Genomic DNA, 15,639 nt, shown 5'->3' on the forward strand with positions numbered 1-15,639 from the left:
GGTCCAGGCCGCGCAGCCGGCCGGGTCCAGCGTGCTGGAGCCCAGCTTGCCGCCGCGCGTGCACACCTGCCCGTCGCGGTACTGGCGCGCGTCCAGCAACACCAGGCGCGCCAGCCGGCCGTAGGCCTGGCGCGTGTAGATGCGCATCTCGGCGCCCGCCGCGAGCCCGGCCAGCGCGCGCGTCAGCACCGACGCGCGCAGCGGCATGTGCTCGTAGTAGGCCTGGTAGGCGCCAGCGCGGCGCGCGGCGAAGTCGGCGACCTCGGGGCCCGAGTTGCCGGCCTGCAGGCCGGCATAGTCGTTCTGCACCTCGTGGTCGTCCCAGGTGAACAGCCAGGGGCAGGCGTGGTGCATGGCCTGCAGGTCGGGATCGGTCTTGTACAGCGCGTAGCGGCGGCGGTAGTCGTCCAGCGTCAGCACGTCGTTGCCGCCGGGCGAGCGCACCTGGCTGGTGGCGCCGGGGTATTCGTAGATGTAGTCGCCCAGGAACAGCACGGCGTCCGGGTCGTCCTGGCGCATCTGGCGATAGGCGTTGAAGTAGCCGTGCTCCCAGCGCTGGCAGGAGGCATAGGCCAGCCGCAGCCGCTGGGGCATGGCGTCGGCCGCGGGGAAGGTGCGTGTGCGGCCGACCGGGCTGGTCCACTCGCCCGCGATGAAGCGGTAGAAGTAGCCGCGCTCCGGCTCCAGGCCGGCCACCTCCACGTGCACGGAATGCGCAAGCGCCGCCACGGCGCGCGCTTCGCCGCGCTGCGCGATGCGCGCGAAGCGCTCGTCGTGCGCCACTTCCCAGCGCAGGCCGACATCGCCGCCTTCCAGCGCCTGCGCACCGGCGCCGACCAGGCGCGTCCACAGGACGACGGAGTCGTGCGCCGGCGAGCCGCTGGCCACGCCCAGCGCGAACGGGTTGTCGGCGAGCCTGGGTTGCGCGCCGGCGGGCAGCACGAGGCCGCAAGACACGGCGGCGGCCAGCTGCAGCATGCGGCGGCGCGACAAGGAGAGATGGGGAGGATTGGAAGCGGCCATGAGCCGGCCAATATAGGGCATGCTGTCAGGTGGGACACAACACAAAGGATCAGGTATGCAGCCCAGCGCGCGGCCCCGTCATTTTTCCATGCTCCGGGAATTCCACCTGGCCGATTTCTTCACCCTCGGCAACGCCGCCTGCGGCACCGCCGCGGTGCTGCTGGCCATGCTGTACATGGCCAGCGGCAGCCGCACGCATTTCCTGTGGGCCGCGGCGCTGGCACCGGCGGCGTTCCTGTTCGACGTGCTGGATGGACGCATCGCGCGGGCGCGGCACGAGCATTCGGCGCTCGGGCGCGAGCTGGACTCGTTGTCGGACGTGATTTCCTTCGGCGTCGCCCCGGCCGCACTCGGCTTCGCGGCCGGCATGCAGGGCGGCTGGGACGCTGGCGCCCTGATCTATTTCGTCTGCTGCGGCGTCAGCCGGCTGGCGCGCTTCAACGTCACCGCCGAGAGCATGGCGGACGACGGGGGCAAGGTGAAGTATTTCGAAGGAACGCCAATTCCCACCAGCGTCGTGCTGACCGGCGTGCTGGCATTCGCCGCCTGGCAAGGGCGGCTGGGGGACGCACTCTACGGCGGCACGCTGGTGCTGGGTCCATGGCAGCTGCATCCGCTGGCTGGGCTGTTCGTGCTCTCCGGCAGCCTGATGATCAGCAAGACGCTGCGAATCCCCAAGTTCTAAGTCCAGGCTCCGAGTTCCTTCCGCTGCACCCGCGTTTTCCCTCTCACGAAACCGGGGCCGGCGCACTACATTGACTTGGTGTGGGAACGGCATTGTCCAGACCCTCCACGAGCGATTCGAGCCCTTCGGGGCTCGTTTTTTTTCGCTCCGCCATTTGCGCCATCGCTTTTGCAACCCGCAGGAGTAGCGAAAAGGGCTGCGTCCAGCGCATAATCCCCGCCACACGCAGTGTTGGGCTGCGTTGTACGATGTCTGAAGTTTTGAACAACAGCGATCCCGTCGGCGATTTCATGCAGCAACGGCTGACCTGGGCCCAGGCGGCCTGCGCACGCGCCATGCGCCCCCTGATCCGCTTGGCGCTGTGGGTCGGCCTGAAGCACCCGCAATTGGAAGAACTGCTGCGCGAGCTGTTGATCGCTGAAGCGCAGCGGCTGTGGCGCGCCAAGGGCGTCGCCGAGCCCAACATCAGCCAGCTGGCCGTCACCACCGGCCTGAACCGCAAGCAGGTCACGGCGCGTGTGCGCGGTAGCGGCCCCGATCCCCTGCTGCACACCGAAATGTCCGCCGCGGCCAAAACCTTCACCCGCTGGCTGCAGCTTGCGCAGGAGCAGCCGGCCTTGCGCCGCTTGCCGGTGGCATCCCAGGCGGACGCGCTGTCCTTCGAAGAAGTGGCCCGCCAGGCCAGCCGGGGCGACGTGCACCACCGCTCGGTCCTGGATGAGCTTGTCCGCCTGGGCATGTGCGACGAGGATCGCGGCTGGGTCGAGCTGCAGGCCGACAGCTTCGTGCCCAGCGCCGACCTGCAGAACACATTGGCCTTCCTGGGCGACAACCTGCGCGACCATGCGGCGGCGGCGGTGTCCAACACGGCCGCGGCGGCTGCGCCTTTCCTGGAACGCGCCGTGTTTGCCGATGGGCTGTCGGCGGACGATTGTGCGGCTGTGCACCAATTGGCACGTGAGCGCTGGAACGACCTCCACCGCGAATTCGTGCATACACTCACGGATGCCGTGGAACGTTCGCGCGGCAGCGGGTCCAAGCGGATGCGGCTGGGCATGTACGTGTATTTCGAAGACCAGGAAGGAACCGGCGAATGAATCGGATGCGCCGCCGCCTTGGGGCCTGTGCACTGCTGCTGGCCCTCACCGCCTGTGGCGGTGGATTGGGCTCGGGCGGCACCGGCATCGACTCCGGTGTCGGCTCGGGCGGCACCGGCCACGCCATGGGCTTCACCATAGGCACGATCACCGGCACCGACGGCCTGGTGGTCAACGGCACGCGCTTCAACACCAGCCAGGCCAGCTTTCAGCTGGAGGACGCCACCTCGCTGCAACCGGGCATGACGGTGCGGGTGATCGGCGAGATCTCCGACGACCGCAGCCAGGGCACCGCCACCAACGTGATATCGGCCGCCGACCTGCGCGGGCCCGTCGGCGCGCTCGACGCGGCTGCTGGCCGCTTCAGCGTGCTGGGCGTCGCTGTGGGCGTGGACAGCGAAACCGTCTACGCCGGCTTCGCCACGCTTGCCGAGCTGAACAACGGCGGCAACGTGATCGTCTATGGCCTGCCGGGCGCCCAGGGCACGCTGCGCGCCACCCGTGTCGAGCGGACCGCCGACGCCGGCGTGGCCGTCGTGAGCGGCGTGGTGCAGGATCTGGATCCGGTGGGACGCACCTTCCGCGTCGGCGCCGCGACGGTGCTGTATGCCACCGCCGCCGCCGTGCAGGTCGACCTGGCCAACGGCGTTGCGGTGCGTGTGCGCGGCGGTGCAACCGTCCAGGGCGTGCTGGTCGCCACGAAGGTGCAGGCCTGGTACGACCTGCCGCGGGCGCAGACACCGAACGTCACGCTCGCCGGGCTGGTGGCCAACTTCACCGCCCCGGCGTCGTTCACGCTGGCCGGCGTGACGGTGCAGGCCGGAGCTGCCGTGCTCACTGGCGGCACGCTCGGCAACGGCGTGCGCGTCGAGGCCACTGGCACCCTGACCGGCGGCGTGCTGGTCGCGACCAGCATCCGTGTGTCGCCCGCGCACACCGACGGACCGCAGAACGACGGCAACAACGGCGGCACGGGCAACAGCGGCAACAGTGGCACGGGCAATAACGGCAACGACAACGGCGGCTCGGGCAACAACGGCAACGGTAACGGCGGCTCGGGCAACAACGGCAACGGCAACGGCGGCTCGGGCAACAACGGCAATGGCAACGGTAACGGCGGCTCGGGCGGAAACGGAAATGGCGGCAACGGCAACGGCCATCTGCAGGCTTCCGCCAGCATTTCGGCTCCGTCGCAGCGCGGCGCTGTCGTCAATCCGGGCGTGGATACCGCCTGAGCGGGGGGAGCCACCGCCTCAGAGCGGCGTGCCAGGCTTTCTTCCGAGCGCTTCACTCGGCTGCAGCAGCGCCGCGTCGCGGATGGCGAACAGCGCTTCCAAATCCTGCTTTAGTTCTTCGTCCTCCAGCGGCGCAGGCAGGGTGTCCGGCGCGTCCGGGGTTGCGGCGCCGGCTGCCTGGCTCCACACGCCCGGGTCGGGCATGGCGGCAGGGCCGGCAGGCGCGTCGCCGCTGAACTGCCACGACAGGCTGAGGATCCAGCCCAGCGCGCGCGGCTCGAATTCGCGCATCTTGCGGATGAAGCTTTCCTCGAAGGCATGCACGTACGTGAGCAGCGTGTCCTCGCCCTGGCGCACGACGAAGGTCACATGCACGCCGGAGCTGCCGCCGGTGCCGGTGCTGACCACCGAGAGCACGCGGCAGTCGATCCACCCCGTGGGAATGCCGTGCTGGCGCATGGTTTCGCGCAGCACCACTTGCACCAGTTCGCGTCGCCGCGCGGTCTTCGACGGCGGGCCGGAATGCGCTTCGCTTTCCTGGAACTGCGCGCTCAGCGGCGGCGGTGTCGTCGAGGGTGCACCGTCCTTGTGGCGAAACAGTTTGCCGATCAAGCTCATGCGGACATTGTGCGGCAAAACCCGCGCAGCCCGGCTTTATGCATACAGCGCAGTGCATGCCGCGCAACAGCGGCCGTGCGGTGTGCACGCGAGCGCCGAGCTTCCTAACGTGCCGCTTGCGGCGCCGCCTGCCGCAATGCGGCGTACGGGTTGACCGGCTCGCCCTTCCACCAAAGCTTTTCCGGCCCGAGACGGAACACCGCGAAGTGCAGGTGCGGGCCGTCGGGTGCGGCATTGCCGGTGCTGCCGACGTAGCCGATCACCTGCCCACGCTTGAGCATCGTGCCTTCCTTCAAACCGTCTGCATAGTGGTCCAGGTGGGCGTAGTAGTAGGCCAGCTGGCCCGAAGGATCGAACTGGTAGATGGTGAGGCCACCCGGCACGCTCCTGAACAGCTTGACCAGCTTGCCGTCGTCCACCGCCACCACCGGCGTGCCGCGTGCCGCCATGATGTCCATGGCCTCGTGCTGGCGCCCGCCGCGCGCCTGCGTGTAGGTGTCGGCCAGCGCCTGCGGCGCGATGCCCTGCACCGGGACCAGCAGCGGGCGAGCCGCCAGCAGCGCGGCGCCGTCGGATGTGGCAGCGATGGCGCCCGCGGCGCCCAGCACCGCGAGCACGCCCAGGAACCGGTTGCGCATCCGCATCGCCTGCTTACCCCTGCACGTCGACCACGGTGCCGGCCTTGACGATGCGCGACAACCGCTCCACGTCCCAGTTGGTCAGCCGCACGCAGCCGTTGGTGTCCACCTTGGCCATCTGCGACGGCTCGCTGGTGCCGTGGATACCCCAGTGCGGCTTGGTCAGCGCCAGCCACATCACGCCCACCGGGCTGTTGGGCCCTGGCGGCAGCCTGAGCTTGGTGTCGGCCTTGGGATTGCGCAGCAGCGCGGGGTTGTAGGTGTAGTTCGGGTTGGCCTGCTTGCCGGTGATCTTCATGCGCCCGAGCGGCAGCGGGTCCTGCTGGCCGCCGAAGCTCACCGGGAACGCGCCCATCACCTTGTTGTCCTGGCCCAGGATGTAGAGCACCTTGTCGGACTTGTCGATGCGCAGCGACGTGGCTTCGGGCAGCTGCGTGCTCTTGGTCGTATCGGCCAGCACCAGCTGCGCGCCCGCTTCCAGCTTGCGGCCCTTGTTCATCTGCTCGATCAGCTTGGGGCTCATGTGGTAGCGCTCGCCCAGCGCTTCCAGCAGCGTGCGGAAGGCCAGCGCCGGCAGCTTCGACTGCGCCACCGGATCGGGCGGGATGTCCGCGTACGGGCCGGCGACGTCCTGTTCGGTGACGGTATAGGTGCCGAAGGCCGGGGCGGGTGCCTGCTGGCCCTGCAGCGCCTGCCAGGTGGCGGCGTCGATCTTGCCGGTGTCGGACAGCCCCCGCGCGAGCTGGAAGGCCGCCACCGCGCGCACCATGTTGCTGCCATAGCCGGCGTCGATCTCGCCCACCGAGAACCAGGCGCGGTCCAGCAGCACCTGCGCGCGCATCACGGCGACGCCCTTGGCGCCGCGCGAAAGCTCCGGCGTGCCGGTGTCGGCATTGAGCTGGTTCATGTGCGCCGTTGCGTCGGCCGGTGCGGCGGGCATGGCCGGCGCACCGGCGGCGTGTGCCGAATGGCCCTTGGCGTGGGCGGACTTCGCGATGGCGGCTGGCGCGACGCCAGTGGACAGGGCAGCGACGAGCAGCGCGGCGGCGCTGGAGAGAGGAAAACGCAAACGGCTCACGGGCATGGAAAGGCCTCCAGACAGGATGGGTTCCACGTTAGGGCCGGGGCGCGCCCCGCCCTGTCGGCCTGCGCCGATGGCGCGGGTCAGCCGCCCCGGTCAGTCCCGCCCGCCGGAGCGGCCGCGGCGCTCAGCCTGCCTGCACTTCGATGTGGTACAGGCCCCAGGGGCACAGGGCGAAGCGCTGGTCGATCGGCTTGGCCATCATCTCGGGGAAGCGGTCGGCGTCGTACACCGCCCACAGCGGGCCCAGGCCGCCCAGCGGCATCGGCTTGCCATCGAGCTGGGTGGCGACGATGTAGCGGTACTTGCGCGCGTCGGCGATGCTGATGGCGGGCGCATAGCCGTCGACCGCGCACATCGCCAGCTTGCCGTTCTCGGGCGCGCCGGCGGCCTTGAGCACGTCGGCCAGCAAGGGGCCGGCGAGCGTGTGGACCTTCTTGTCGTATTCCACCGTGGGCTTGATGGTGGTGGCCGGCATCGCGGTCAGCGCGGCGTAGTCGAACGCGTAGGCCTTGTCGAAGGCGAGCTTCTGCTTGGCCATCATCTGGTCCAGCACCGGGTCGAGAGCGCCCCGGTTGGTCCTGGAGAGGGCGCCGGTGACCGTCAGCAGCGCCGGGCCGTGCAGGCCCTTGGCCGCGTTGTCGGCGCGCGCCAGCATCGGCAGGGACACGCCGCCGGCGACGGCGGCGGCTAGGAAATCGCGCTTGTTCATGGGTTCTCCCTGAGTGCAAAGCTGCCGATGATAGCCAGCGCGCAGCGGCCCCTTCGCCCGTCAGGTGAAGCGCACGGCCAGCGGCGCCAGCGGCGCGTCGAAGCGCGCGGTCCAGGTTTCGCCGGCGCGCACCGGCCACGCATCGGTCCAGGTGCCGGTGGTCACCACGTCGCCGGGCAGCAGCTGCGGCGCGCCGGGGCAGGCATGCAGCGCCTGCACGAAGTGATGCAGCGCGTGCAGCGGGCCATCGAGCACGTTGGCGCCCACGCCCTGCTCCACCGCTTCGCCGTCGCGCAGCAGCGTGACGTGGGCCGTGGCCAGGCGCTGTTCGAACGCGCCAGCGTCGCCGGCAACCTGCGCCACGGGTACCGGCCGCCCGACCAGCAGGCGCGCGTGCAGGCCGCCATCGGCCACCGTGTCGGCGGCGCTGAACTTCCAGTCGGGCATGTGCGACTGCACCACCTCGAAGCCGGGCGCCACCCAGTCCAGGCAGGCGAACAGCGCCTCCAGCGAGGCGCCGGCCGGCGGCGTGGCGCGGATGCCGAACACCGCCTCCGGCTCCAGCCGCGGCTGGCAGGCCTGCGCCAGCGAGAGCTCGCCCTCGCCGTCGCAGTGCCGCAGCCCGGTGTCCCAGACCGTGCCCCAGATCGGCGCGAACACCTGGTAGCGCGGCCAGATGTTGCGATTGGTGAAGCCCACCTTGTAGCCGCGCGGCTGCTCGCCGCGTGCCTGGCGCAGGCTGCGCACTTCCAGGGCCAGCGCATAGGCCGCTGCCAGGTTCAGGCCGCTGGCAGCGGGCCAGAGCTTGCCGCCGTCGTGGTGGCCGAGCAGCAGATCGGGAGCGGGGAACCGTGTGGTCATGACAGAGCGGTAACCAGTGGTAATCGATGGCTTCACATCTTGGCATGCTTCCTACAATCCCGGCACTTTTCGCCGCTCGACCATGCCCAGCCACCACACCAGCGACTCCCCCTCCGGCCGGCCCGCCCGCGCCGGCTGGACCAGCTGGCTGGGCCTGCGCAAGCCGCAATCCGGTCCGGCCTCCATCCCCGCCACCGAGCCGATGCAGCGCCTGCCGGGCATGGACGGCGTGCGCCTGTGCTTCTGGGACGCCTTCAAGCCGATCTTTCCGCCGCACGCGATGGCGGCGCAGACGGCCGGCGGCTCGCTGGTGATTTCCTGGTCGACCCAGGGCGACCCGCATGCCACCTACCGCCACGCCACGCCGGTGGTGCTGCGCTTCGAAGCCGAACTGGTGGAGATGATGCTGCGCGCCGATGCCGAGCAGCGCCGCCGCGTCGCCGCCCAGCAGGAGCAGGTGCTGCGCGCCGGGCTGGTCGGCTACGACCCCTACGCCACGGTGCCGAACGCGCGGGTGGTGGTGCTGGGCTGATGATGGATTTCGATCCCGAAGTGCTGGTCCTCTTCGACGCCTACGTGCACGGCCGCATCGACCGGCGCGGTTTTCTCGACCGGGCGCAGAAATTCGCCACCGCCGGCATCACCGCCACCGGCCTGCTGGCTGCGCTCAGCCCCAATTTCGCTGCCGCCCAACAGGTCAAGCCCGAAGACGCCCGGCTGCGCGCGCAGCGCGTGGACGTGCCCTCGCCCGCCGGCTCCGGCAGCGTCAAGGGCTACCTGGTGCGCCCGGCCTCCGCCGCGGCCACGGCGAAGCTGCCGGCCATTCTGGTGATCCACGAGAACCGCGGGCTGAACCCGCACATCGAGGACATCGCGCGCCGCCTCGCGCTGGACGGCTTCATGGCCTTCGCGCCCGACGCGCTGACGCCGCTGGGCGGCTACCCGGGCGACGAGGACCGCGCCCGCGCACTGTTCGCCCAGTTGGACCGCGCGAAGTCCGAAGAGGATTTCATCGCCGCCGGCAAATGGCTGCAGGCCCGCGCCGACGGCAATGGCAAGCTGGGCGCGGTCGGCTTCTGCTGGGGCGGCGGCACCACGCACACGCTGGCCACGCGCATGCCCGAACTCACCGCCGCCGTGCCGTTCTACGGCCCGGCGCCGGCGCCGGCCGAAGCGGCCAAGGTCAAGGCCGCGCTGCTGGCGCACTTCGCCGAGAAGGACGACGGCGTCAATTCCACCTGGCCGCCCTACGAGGCCGCGCTGAAGCAGGCCGGCGTGCGCCACACCGCCTACACCTATCCCGGCACGCTGCACGGCTTCAACAACGACACCACGCCGCGCTTCGCCGACGCGGCGGCAAGGGAAGCCTGGGGCCGCACCGTGGCGTTCTTCAGGCAGCAGCTGGCCTGAGCGGCCGGCACCGCGGCGGCGCCTGCATCACTGCAGGATCTTGAACAGCCGCCCGATCAGGTCGTTGATGACGTTGTCCACCGCGCGCGGCAGGCTGTCGCCCGGCTCCTCGCGCGGCTTGGGCCGTGGGCGCGGAATGTCGAACTCCGCCTGGGCGTCGATCCAGCGCGCGCGCAGCGACTGCTGGAACACGTCGCCCACGATCGGCAGCGCGCTGCGCGCGCCCGGCCCCCAGGTGTCGCCCATGGTGATGCGGTTGTCGTCGAAGCCGACCCAGGCCCCCGCCACCAGCTGCGGGTGCATCAGGATGAACCAGCCGTCGGTGTTGTCCTGGGTGGTGCCGGTCTTGCCGGCCACGTCGGCCTGGATGCCGTAGCGCGCGCGGATCGCCGTGCCCGTTCCCTGGTCGATCACGCCGCGCATCACGTCGGTGAGCCGCAGCGCCTGCGCGCGCGACATGGCGCGGTCCTGCGGCGGGTCCTGGGGCGCAACCACCTGCAGCACCTGGCCCTTGCGGTTCTCCACCTGCGTCACCAGTACCGGCTCGATGAAGCGCCCACCGTTGGCGATGCTGCCGTAGGCGGCCACCATCTCCTTGAGCGTCACCGGGCTGGTGCCCAGCGCCAGCGACGGCACCTCGTCCAGCTTGCTCTGGCGAATTCCGAGCCCGCGCGCCAACTGCGCCACGCGCTGCGCGCCCACGCGCTGCATCAGCTGCGCGGTGATGCGGTTGCGCGAATGGGCCAAGCCGTCGCGCAGCGTCACCGGCTGGCCGGTCGGCGGCTCGGGGTCGGACGGGCTCCAGACGCCGCCGCCGCGCTCGCGGATTTCCACCTGCTGGTCGATGAAGGTGTCCTCGGGGCCGAACCCCATCTCGAACGCGGCGCCATAGACAAATGGCTTGAAGGTCGAGCCCGGCTGGCGCCGCGCCTGGTTCACGTGGTCGAACGGCTCGGAGGCGAAATCGGGGCTGCCGACCCAGGCCTTCACGTGCCCGTTGCGCGGGTCCAGCGCCAGGAAGCCAGCCTGCAGCGGCGTGCGCTCCTCGCCGCGCTGGCGCCTGCGGTCGGCGTGCGGCTGCAGCTGCGCCACCTGCCGCGCCACCGCCTGGTTGGCCACCTTCTGCAGGCGCGACTGCACGGTGGTGCGCACCACCAGGCCGTCGGAGTGGATGTCGTAGCCGCGCCGGTCGGCCCAGTCGATCAGCCACTTGCGCACCTGCTGCGCCACGTGCGGCGCGATGCCGGGCGACGCGACCTGGCGCTCGAAGTCCAGCCGCAGCGGCCGCTGCGCCAGGGTGTGCATGCGCGCGTCGTCGAGCTTGCCGGCCTTGACCATCTGCGCCAGCACGACATTGCGGCGCGCCAGGGCGCGCTCGGGGTTCAACACCGGGTTGTAGTAGCTGGTCCCCTTGAGCATGCCGATCAGCGTGGCCGCCTGCAGCACGTCCAGCTTGTCGGCCGAGGTGTCGAAATAGGTGCGCGCCGCCATCTCGATGCCGAAGGCGTTGTAGAGGAACGGCACCGTGTTGAGGTAGATCTCCAGGATCTCCTGCTTGGAATAGATCGCCTCGATCTTCAGCGCGGTGATCGCCTCCTTCATCTTGCGGTTGACCGTGGGCGCGCGGCCGATGTCCTCGGGGTACATGTTGCGCGCCAGCTGCTGCGTGATGGTGGAGCCGCCCTGGCGGTCGCCCTTCAGCGTGGCCAGCACCGCGGCCGCGGTGCGGCGCAGGTCGATCCCGTGGTGCTCGTAGAAGCGCCGGTCTTCGGTGGAGATCAGCGCGTCCACCACCTTGGGCGAGATGCGCGCGAGCGTGACCCACTGGCGGTTCAGGCGCTTGAATTCGGCCAGCACCACGCCGTCGGCGGACATCACAACCGAAGGCACTTCCGATTTGGCCTTGCGCAGGTCGGTGGTGCTGGGCGTGAACGGCAGCAGCACCAGCGCATAGGCCAGGAACAGCGCGGGCGGCAGCAGGGCCGTGCGCACGGGATGCCGCCGCGCCAGCGCCCAGAGGCTGCGCAGCCGCTCTGCGGCCCACGCGCGGGCATGGGCGATGGCCGGTGTCATGAGCGCCAATCTAGGGCCGGGCAGCTCAGCGGACTGTAGGACGGCGGCTCGTCAGTCCCATCAGGCTGCCAACTTCTCGGCCGCCTCGCGCTTGCCCATGTTGCGCAGCGTGGCGATGGCTTCGAGCTGCTTGGCGCGCGGGCGCGTCTTGCCGCTTTCCCATTTGTAGACCGACAGCGCCGACACGCCCAGCAGCTTGGCCACCGCGGCGGCCGACAGGCCCAGGCGGCGGCGCTGCGCGGCCAGGCCCTTGGCGCTGAAGCGCAAGCGGGCCTGGGCATCGTCGTCGGACTCCTCCACCGGTGCGGCGCTGCGTGTTCCCGGGCGGCCCTGGCGCTTGATCTGGCGCTCCAGCGTCTGCAGGCGGCGCTTGAGTTGCGCGATCTGGCGGCGGTACTGGGTGACTGATTTTTTGAGCGCCTGGGTTTCTCCGCGCAGCTCCCTGCGGGCGATGCGAGCAATCTCGCTTTTCAGGATGGAGCCAATGTTCGGCATGCAGTCTCAACCTTCGATGGTGCGCGTTTCTCCGACGCGATTCGCTTGTGCTTTGGTTGCTCCCAGCGCACATCTTATCCGCAAGCCGTCCACGCCCCGTCGGGTTGCATAGAAACCGCCGCGCCTTATCCGCCATTGCGGCACGTCGGCAGCTGCGGCGAAGACGGTTGCATTTATTTGTTTGCAACCCCGCTGCGCCCGGACGCTGGCTACACTTCGAATTCCCCAGGAGCCCCAATGATGCGCACACTGGCGCTGCTGTTGCTGCTTGCCGCCCTCCCCGCCGCCGCCGCCCCCGAAGAAGACGACGCAGCGCTGTTCGACGCCTGGGTCAAGACCCACAGCGTTGCCGATTTCGAGGAAGACCTGGCCAAGAGCGAACTCAACGGCGTGGTGCCCACGCGCCAGCTGCTGCGCACCGCGACCGACTGGAAGAAATGCGGCGCCGAACGTTTCGAGATCCCGCCGCGGGCGCAGTGGGCGGACGTCAAGAAGGTGCTGAAGCTCGTGGCCGAGCTGAAGAAGCGCAAGGTGCTGGAGGACTTCGAGGGCGCCTCGGGCTACCGCAACCCGGCGCTCAACCGCTGCGCCGCCGGCGCTCCCAAGAGTTCGCACACCATCAGCTTCGCCCTGGACATTGTTCCCAAGGGCGCGGGCGGCGCCGACGAGCAGCGCTTGTGCGAGTTCTGGCGCAAGGAAGGCCAAGCCTGGAACATGGGCCTGAGCAAATACCCGAGCGGGCGCATCCACCTGGACGTGAGCGGCTGGCGCAGCTGGGGCGCCGACCACACCCGGGCGACCTCGTTCTGCGCGGTGCGGCGCTAGCCGTACGCGCTGCGCGCCTACAAGGCGCACCGTCCAGCCTGCCTAGACTCTGCCATTCTCACTAGGAGGAGAAGACGATGGGTGGGCCTTTTTGGGGCGGGTTGCTGCTGGCGCTGGTGATCGTGCTGGGCATCGTGGTCTGGTCGATCCGGCGCCACCGCGACCCCGACCTGCACATTGAATGCGATGCGCCGATCGACGAGCTGATCGACTCGCTGGCCGGGCTCACGCTCAACACCGCCGTCGCCGGCAACCGCTGGGAGGTGCACGAGAACGGCGCCTTCTTCGACGTGCTGCTGGAGCGCATTCGCGCCGCGCGCAAAACCGTGCACTTCGAAACCTTCCTGTGGAAGGACGGCACGCTGGGCCGCCGCGTCGCCGCCGCGCTGTCCGAACGGGCGCGCGCCGGCCTGAAGGTGCGCGTGCTGCTGGACGCGCAGGGCTCGCAAAAAGCCGGCAAGGAAGTGGTGCAGCAGATGCGCGACGCCGGCTGCCGGGTGGAGTTCTTCCACAAGCGCGCGCTGCGCAACCTGGGCGTGCTCAACGACCGCGACCACCGCAAGATCGTCGTCATCGACGGCAGCGAAGCCTTCGTCGGCGGCCACTGCGTCACCGACGAGTGGCTTGGCAACGCGGAGGACGGCAAGCATTTTTCCGACGTCAGCCTGCACCTGCACGGCCCGATCGTGCACAGCCTGCAGGGCGCATTCAGCGAGAACTGGGGCGGCGAGACCGGCGAGCTGTTCGTCGGCAATGACGTGTTCCCCAGGCTGGAGCCGGCCGGCGACGTGCTGATGCACGCGGTGTTCGCCAAGCCGGAGAACTCCGCGCCCGCGGTGAAGATCCTGCACCACACGGCGATCTGCATGGCGCGCAAGCGCATCTGGATCCAGAACCCCTATTTCATTCCCGAGCCCGACGCCATCGACGCCTTCGGCTGCGCGGTGAAAAAAGGCGTCGACGTGCGCGTGCTGATGCCGGCCATCGCCGGCTCGGACAACCCCATGGTGCAGCACGCGGGCCACCGCAACTTCGAGAAGCTGCTGCGCTGCGGCGTGCGTCTGTTCGAATACCCGCACACGCTCTTGCACCAGAAGATCATGACGGTGGACAGCGTGTGGTGCGCCGTCGGCTCCAGCAACTTCGACGACCGCTCATTCGAGACCAACGACGAGATCAGCATGGGCATCCGCGACCCCGCGCTGGCCGAGCGGCTGGACGGCATCTGGGAAAAGTACGCGGCGCGCGCGCAGGAAATCAAGCTGGAGGAATGGGTGCGCCGCAGTCCCTGGGAAAAGCTGAAGGACAACGCCACCTACCTGATCAACGAGCTGCTCTGAGCCATGGCGCGGCCGCGCCCTCGGCTACATTGCGGGCGATGTCCGACGTTCCCGCGCCGCCGCCCTCTTCTTCCTCCCTGCCCCGCGCGCTGCTGGTGATCTTCGCCGGCGTCTGCGGCGCGGTCCACGTGGCCAAGCTGCCGCCGGCCATCCATGCGCTGCAGCAGCAGATGGGCCTGTCGCTGGTGGATGCCGGCTTCCTGCTGTCGATGGTGCAGCTGGCCGGCATGACGACCGCCATCGCCATGGGCGCCTGGGCCGACAGCCTGGGCGGCAAGTGCAGCATGGTGCTCGGCCTGCTGGTGCTGGCCGCCGCCAGCACGGCGGGCGGCTTCGCCGGTTCGGCATCCATGCTGCTGGCGCTGCGCGCGCTGGAGGGCTTCGGCTTCCTGCTGGTGGTGGTGCCGGCACCGGCGCTGGTGCGCCAGCCGCCCGGGCGCGTCAGCCGGATGCTGGGGCTGTGGGGTTCCTACATGCCGCTAGGCACGGCGATAGCGCTGCTGGCCGGCCCGCTGTGGATCGACCACTGGGGCTGGCGCCACTGGTGGTGGAGCGCGGCGGCGCTGTCGGCCGCCATGGCCGTGGTGCTGATGCTGGCGCTGCCGGCGCGGCCGAACGACGTGCCGGCGCAGGCGTCCGCCGGGCTGCTCGCTCGTCTGCACGGGACGCTGTCGCGCGGCGGCCCCTGGCTGCTGGCCGTGGCCTTCGCCACCTACTCCAGCCAGTGGCTGGCCGTCGTCGGCTTCCTGCCGACCATCTACCAGCAGGCCGGCGTGGAGTCCAGCGCGCGCGGCGTGCTGACGGCGCTGGCAGCGGCGGTGAACATCATCGGCAATGTCGGCGCCGGCCGGCTGCTGCACCGTGGCACGGCACCGGTGCGGCTGCTGTCCATCGGCTTCGTCGCCATGGGCCTGAGCGCGGTGGTGGCCTTCGCCGGCGCCGAGGGCGCGGGCGCGCCGCCGGCGGTGCGCTACATCGCGGTGCTGTGCTTTTCCATGGTGGGCGGCCTGGTGCCGGCCACGCTGTTCGCGCTGGCCATGCGCCTGGCGCCGGACGAACGCACCATCTCCACCACCATCGGCTGGATGCAGCAGTGGTCCGCCTTCGGGCAGTTCGCCGGCCCGCCGGTGGTGGCCTGGGTGGCAAGCCACGCCGGCGGCTGGCACTGGACCTGGGCGGCCACTGGCACGGCGGCGCTGGTGGGCCTGGGGCTGGCCCAGCGCATCGGCCGGCTCGCGCGCTGAAAAAGAATTTCGCGGTGCGCGAATCCTTTTGCCCCACCCGGCCCTCCTTGCCTGCGATGCCGCATATTGCGCGGCAGCCAGGAGAAACGGTGATGTGGTATCGCAAGAACATGGGTCCCAAGGAACGCGCGCTGCGCATCGCGGCAGGCGCCGGTGCGGTGGCGATCGGTTTCACGCAGTTCGGCTTCACGCCGCTGGGCTGGCTGGTTGCCGGCAGCGGCGTCGTGGGCGTGCTCACCGGCATGGTCGGCTTCTGCCCGGCCTGCGCCATGGTGGGCCGCAAGCCGGTGGAAGGCGGCTAG

17 protein-coding genes are annotated in these 15,639 nt (G+C 70.0%); 9 read left to right on the forward strand and 8 right to left on the reverse strand.

What is annotated here, in order from left to right; translation table 11 throughout:
- The coding region (locus H0U68_RS21910; protein ID WP_296359020.1) for an alkaline phosphatase D family protein at positions 1 to 1,044 on the reverse strand (1,044 nt) is incomplete at its 3' end.
- Positions 1,045 to 1,111: 67 nt separating this feature from the next.
- On the opposite strand from H0U68_RS21910, the gene H0U68_RS21915 reads away from it, so the two are divergent.
- From H0U68_RS21915 to H0U68_RS21925, 3 genes are all read left to right on the forward strand, one after another.
- The gene (locus H0U68_RS21915; RefSeq protein ID WP_296359021.1) at positions 1,112 to 1,708 is read left to right on the forward strand and encodes a CDP-alcohol phosphatidyltransferase family protein; all 597 of its coding nucleotides are present in this window, start codon (positions 1,112 to 1,114) and stop codon (positions 1,706 to 1,708) included.
- A gap of 80 nt (positions 1,709 to 1,788) precedes the next feature.
- Positions 1,789 to 2,805, forward strand: coding sequence for a DUF6502 family protein (locus tag H0U68_RS21920; protein WP_365732284.1), 1,017 nt, complete (start codon positions 1,789 to 1,791; stop codon positions 2,803 to 2,805).
- A complete protein-coding gene (locus H0U68_RS21925; protein ID WP_296359022.1) occupies positions 2,802 to 4,040 on the forward strand; it encodes a DUF5666 domain-containing protein in 1,239 nt (412 codons plus the stop codon). Before H0U68_RS21920 ends, H0U68_RS21925 begins: the two co-directional genes overlap by 4 nt.
- Before the next feature lie 18 nt (positions 4,041 to 4,058).
- Here H0U68_RS21925 and H0U68_RS21930 read toward each other — a convergent pair whose 3' ends face one another.
- The 5 genes from H0U68_RS21930 to H0U68_RS21950 form a co-directional block, all read right to left on the reverse strand.
- A complete protein-coding gene (locus tag H0U68_RS21930; protein WP_296359023.1) occupies positions 4,059 to 4,658 on the reverse strand; it encodes a hypothetical protein in 600 nt (199 codons plus the stop codon).
- Positions 4,659 to 4,762: 104 nt separating this feature from the next.
- Positions 4,763 to 5,296, reverse strand: a complete 534-nt coding sequence (locus H0U68_RS21935) for a M23 family metallopeptidase (RefSeq protein WP_296359024.1) — start codon at positions 5,294 to 5,296, stop codon at positions 4,763 to 4,765.
- Positions 5,297 to 5,309: 13 nt separating this feature from the next.
- On the reverse strand, positions 5,310 to 6,380 hold the full coding sequence (locus H0U68_RS21940; RefSeq protein WP_296359025.1) for a L,D-transpeptidase: 1,071 nt from the start codon (positions 6,378 to 6,380) through the stop codon (positions 5,310 to 5,312).
- 124 nt (positions 6,381 to 6,504) lie between these two features.
- Positions 6,505 to 7,089, reverse strand: a complete 585-nt coding sequence (locus tag H0U68_RS21945; protein WP_296359026.1) for a molybdopterin-dependent oxidoreductase — start codon at positions 7,087 to 7,089, stop codon at positions 6,505 to 6,507.
- A gap of 60 nt (positions 7,090 to 7,149) precedes the next feature.
- Complete coding sequence (locus H0U68_RS21950; protein WP_296359027.1) at positions 7,150 to 7,950, reverse strand: hydratase; 801 nt, start codon at positions 7,948 to 7,950, stop codon at positions 7,150 to 7,152.
- An 82-nt stretch (positions 7,951 to 8,032) separates the two neighbouring features.
- On the opposite strand from H0U68_RS21950, the gene H0U68_RS21955 reads away from it, so the two are divergent.
- Together H0U68_RS21955 and H0U68_RS21960 are read left to right on the forward strand one after the other, a co-directional pair.
- A complete protein-coding gene (locus H0U68_RS21955; RefSeq protein ID WP_296359028.1) occupies positions 8,033 to 8,482 on the forward strand; it encodes a hypothetical protein in 450 nt (149 codons plus the stop codon).
- On the forward strand, positions 8,482 to 9,360 hold the full coding sequence (locus H0U68_RS21960) for a dienelactone hydrolase family protein (RefSeq protein WP_296359029.1): 879 nt from the start codon (positions 8,482 to 8,484) through the stop codon (positions 9,358 to 9,360). Before H0U68_RS21955 ends, H0U68_RS21960 begins: the two co-directional genes overlap by 1 nt.
- A gap of 27 nt (positions 9,361 to 9,387) precedes the next feature.
- Here the strand turns inward: H0U68_RS21960 and H0U68_RS21965 are convergent, their stop codons facing one another.
- Complete coding sequence (locus tag H0U68_RS21965; RefSeq protein WP_296359030.1) at positions 9,388 to 11,433, reverse strand: transglycosylase domain-containing protein; 2,046 nt, start codon at positions 11,431 to 11,433, stop codon at positions 9,388 to 9,390.
- Positions 11,434 to 11,493: 60 nt separating this feature from the next.
- Entirely contained in the window at positions 11,494 to 11,928 is a 435-nt protein-coding gene (locus H0U68_RS21970) for a helix-turn-helix domain-containing protein (protein ID WP_296359031.1), read from the reverse strand.
- Between the two features lie 237 nt (positions 11,929 to 12,165).
- Here H0U68_RS21970 and H0U68_RS21975 point away from each other — a divergent pair, with 237 nt between their 5' ends.
- The 4 genes from H0U68_RS21975 to H0U68_RS21990 all read left to right on the forward strand — a co-directional run bounded on the left by H0U68_RS21975 (position 12,166) and on the right by H0U68_RS21990 (position 15,639).
- On the forward strand, positions 12,166 to 12,753 hold the full coding sequence (locus tag H0U68_RS21975; protein WP_296359032.1) for a D-Ala-D-Ala carboxypeptidase family metallohydrolase: 588 nt from the start codon (positions 12,166 to 12,168) through the stop codon (positions 12,751 to 12,753).
- 77 nt (positions 12,754 to 12,830) lie between these two features.
- Positions 12,831 to 14,093, forward strand: a complete 1,263-nt coding sequence (locus H0U68_RS21980; protein ID WP_296359033.1) for a phospholipase D-like domain-containing protein — start codon at positions 12,831 to 12,833, stop codon at positions 14,091 to 14,093.
- 38 nt (positions 14,094 to 14,131) lie between these two features.
- Positions 14,132 to 15,337 carry an MFS transporter gene (locus H0U68_RS21985; RefSeq protein WP_296359034.1) on the forward strand — a complete coding sequence of 402 codons (1,206 nt, stop codon included), beginning with the start codon at positions 14,132 to 14,134 and terminating at the stop codon, positions 15,335 to 15,337.
- A gap of 92 nt (positions 15,338 to 15,429) precedes the next feature.
- Positions 15,430 to 15,639 (forward strand): DUF2892 domain-containing protein, encoded by a 210-nt coding sequence (locus H0U68_RS21990; protein WP_296359035.1) that lies wholly within the window; start codon positions 15,430 to 15,432, stop codon positions 15,637 to 15,639.

The organism is Ramlibacter sp., assembly GCF_013697775.1.
Lineage (GTDB): Bacteria > Pseudomonadota > Gammaproteobacteria > Burkholderiales > Burkholderiaceae_C > Ramlibacter.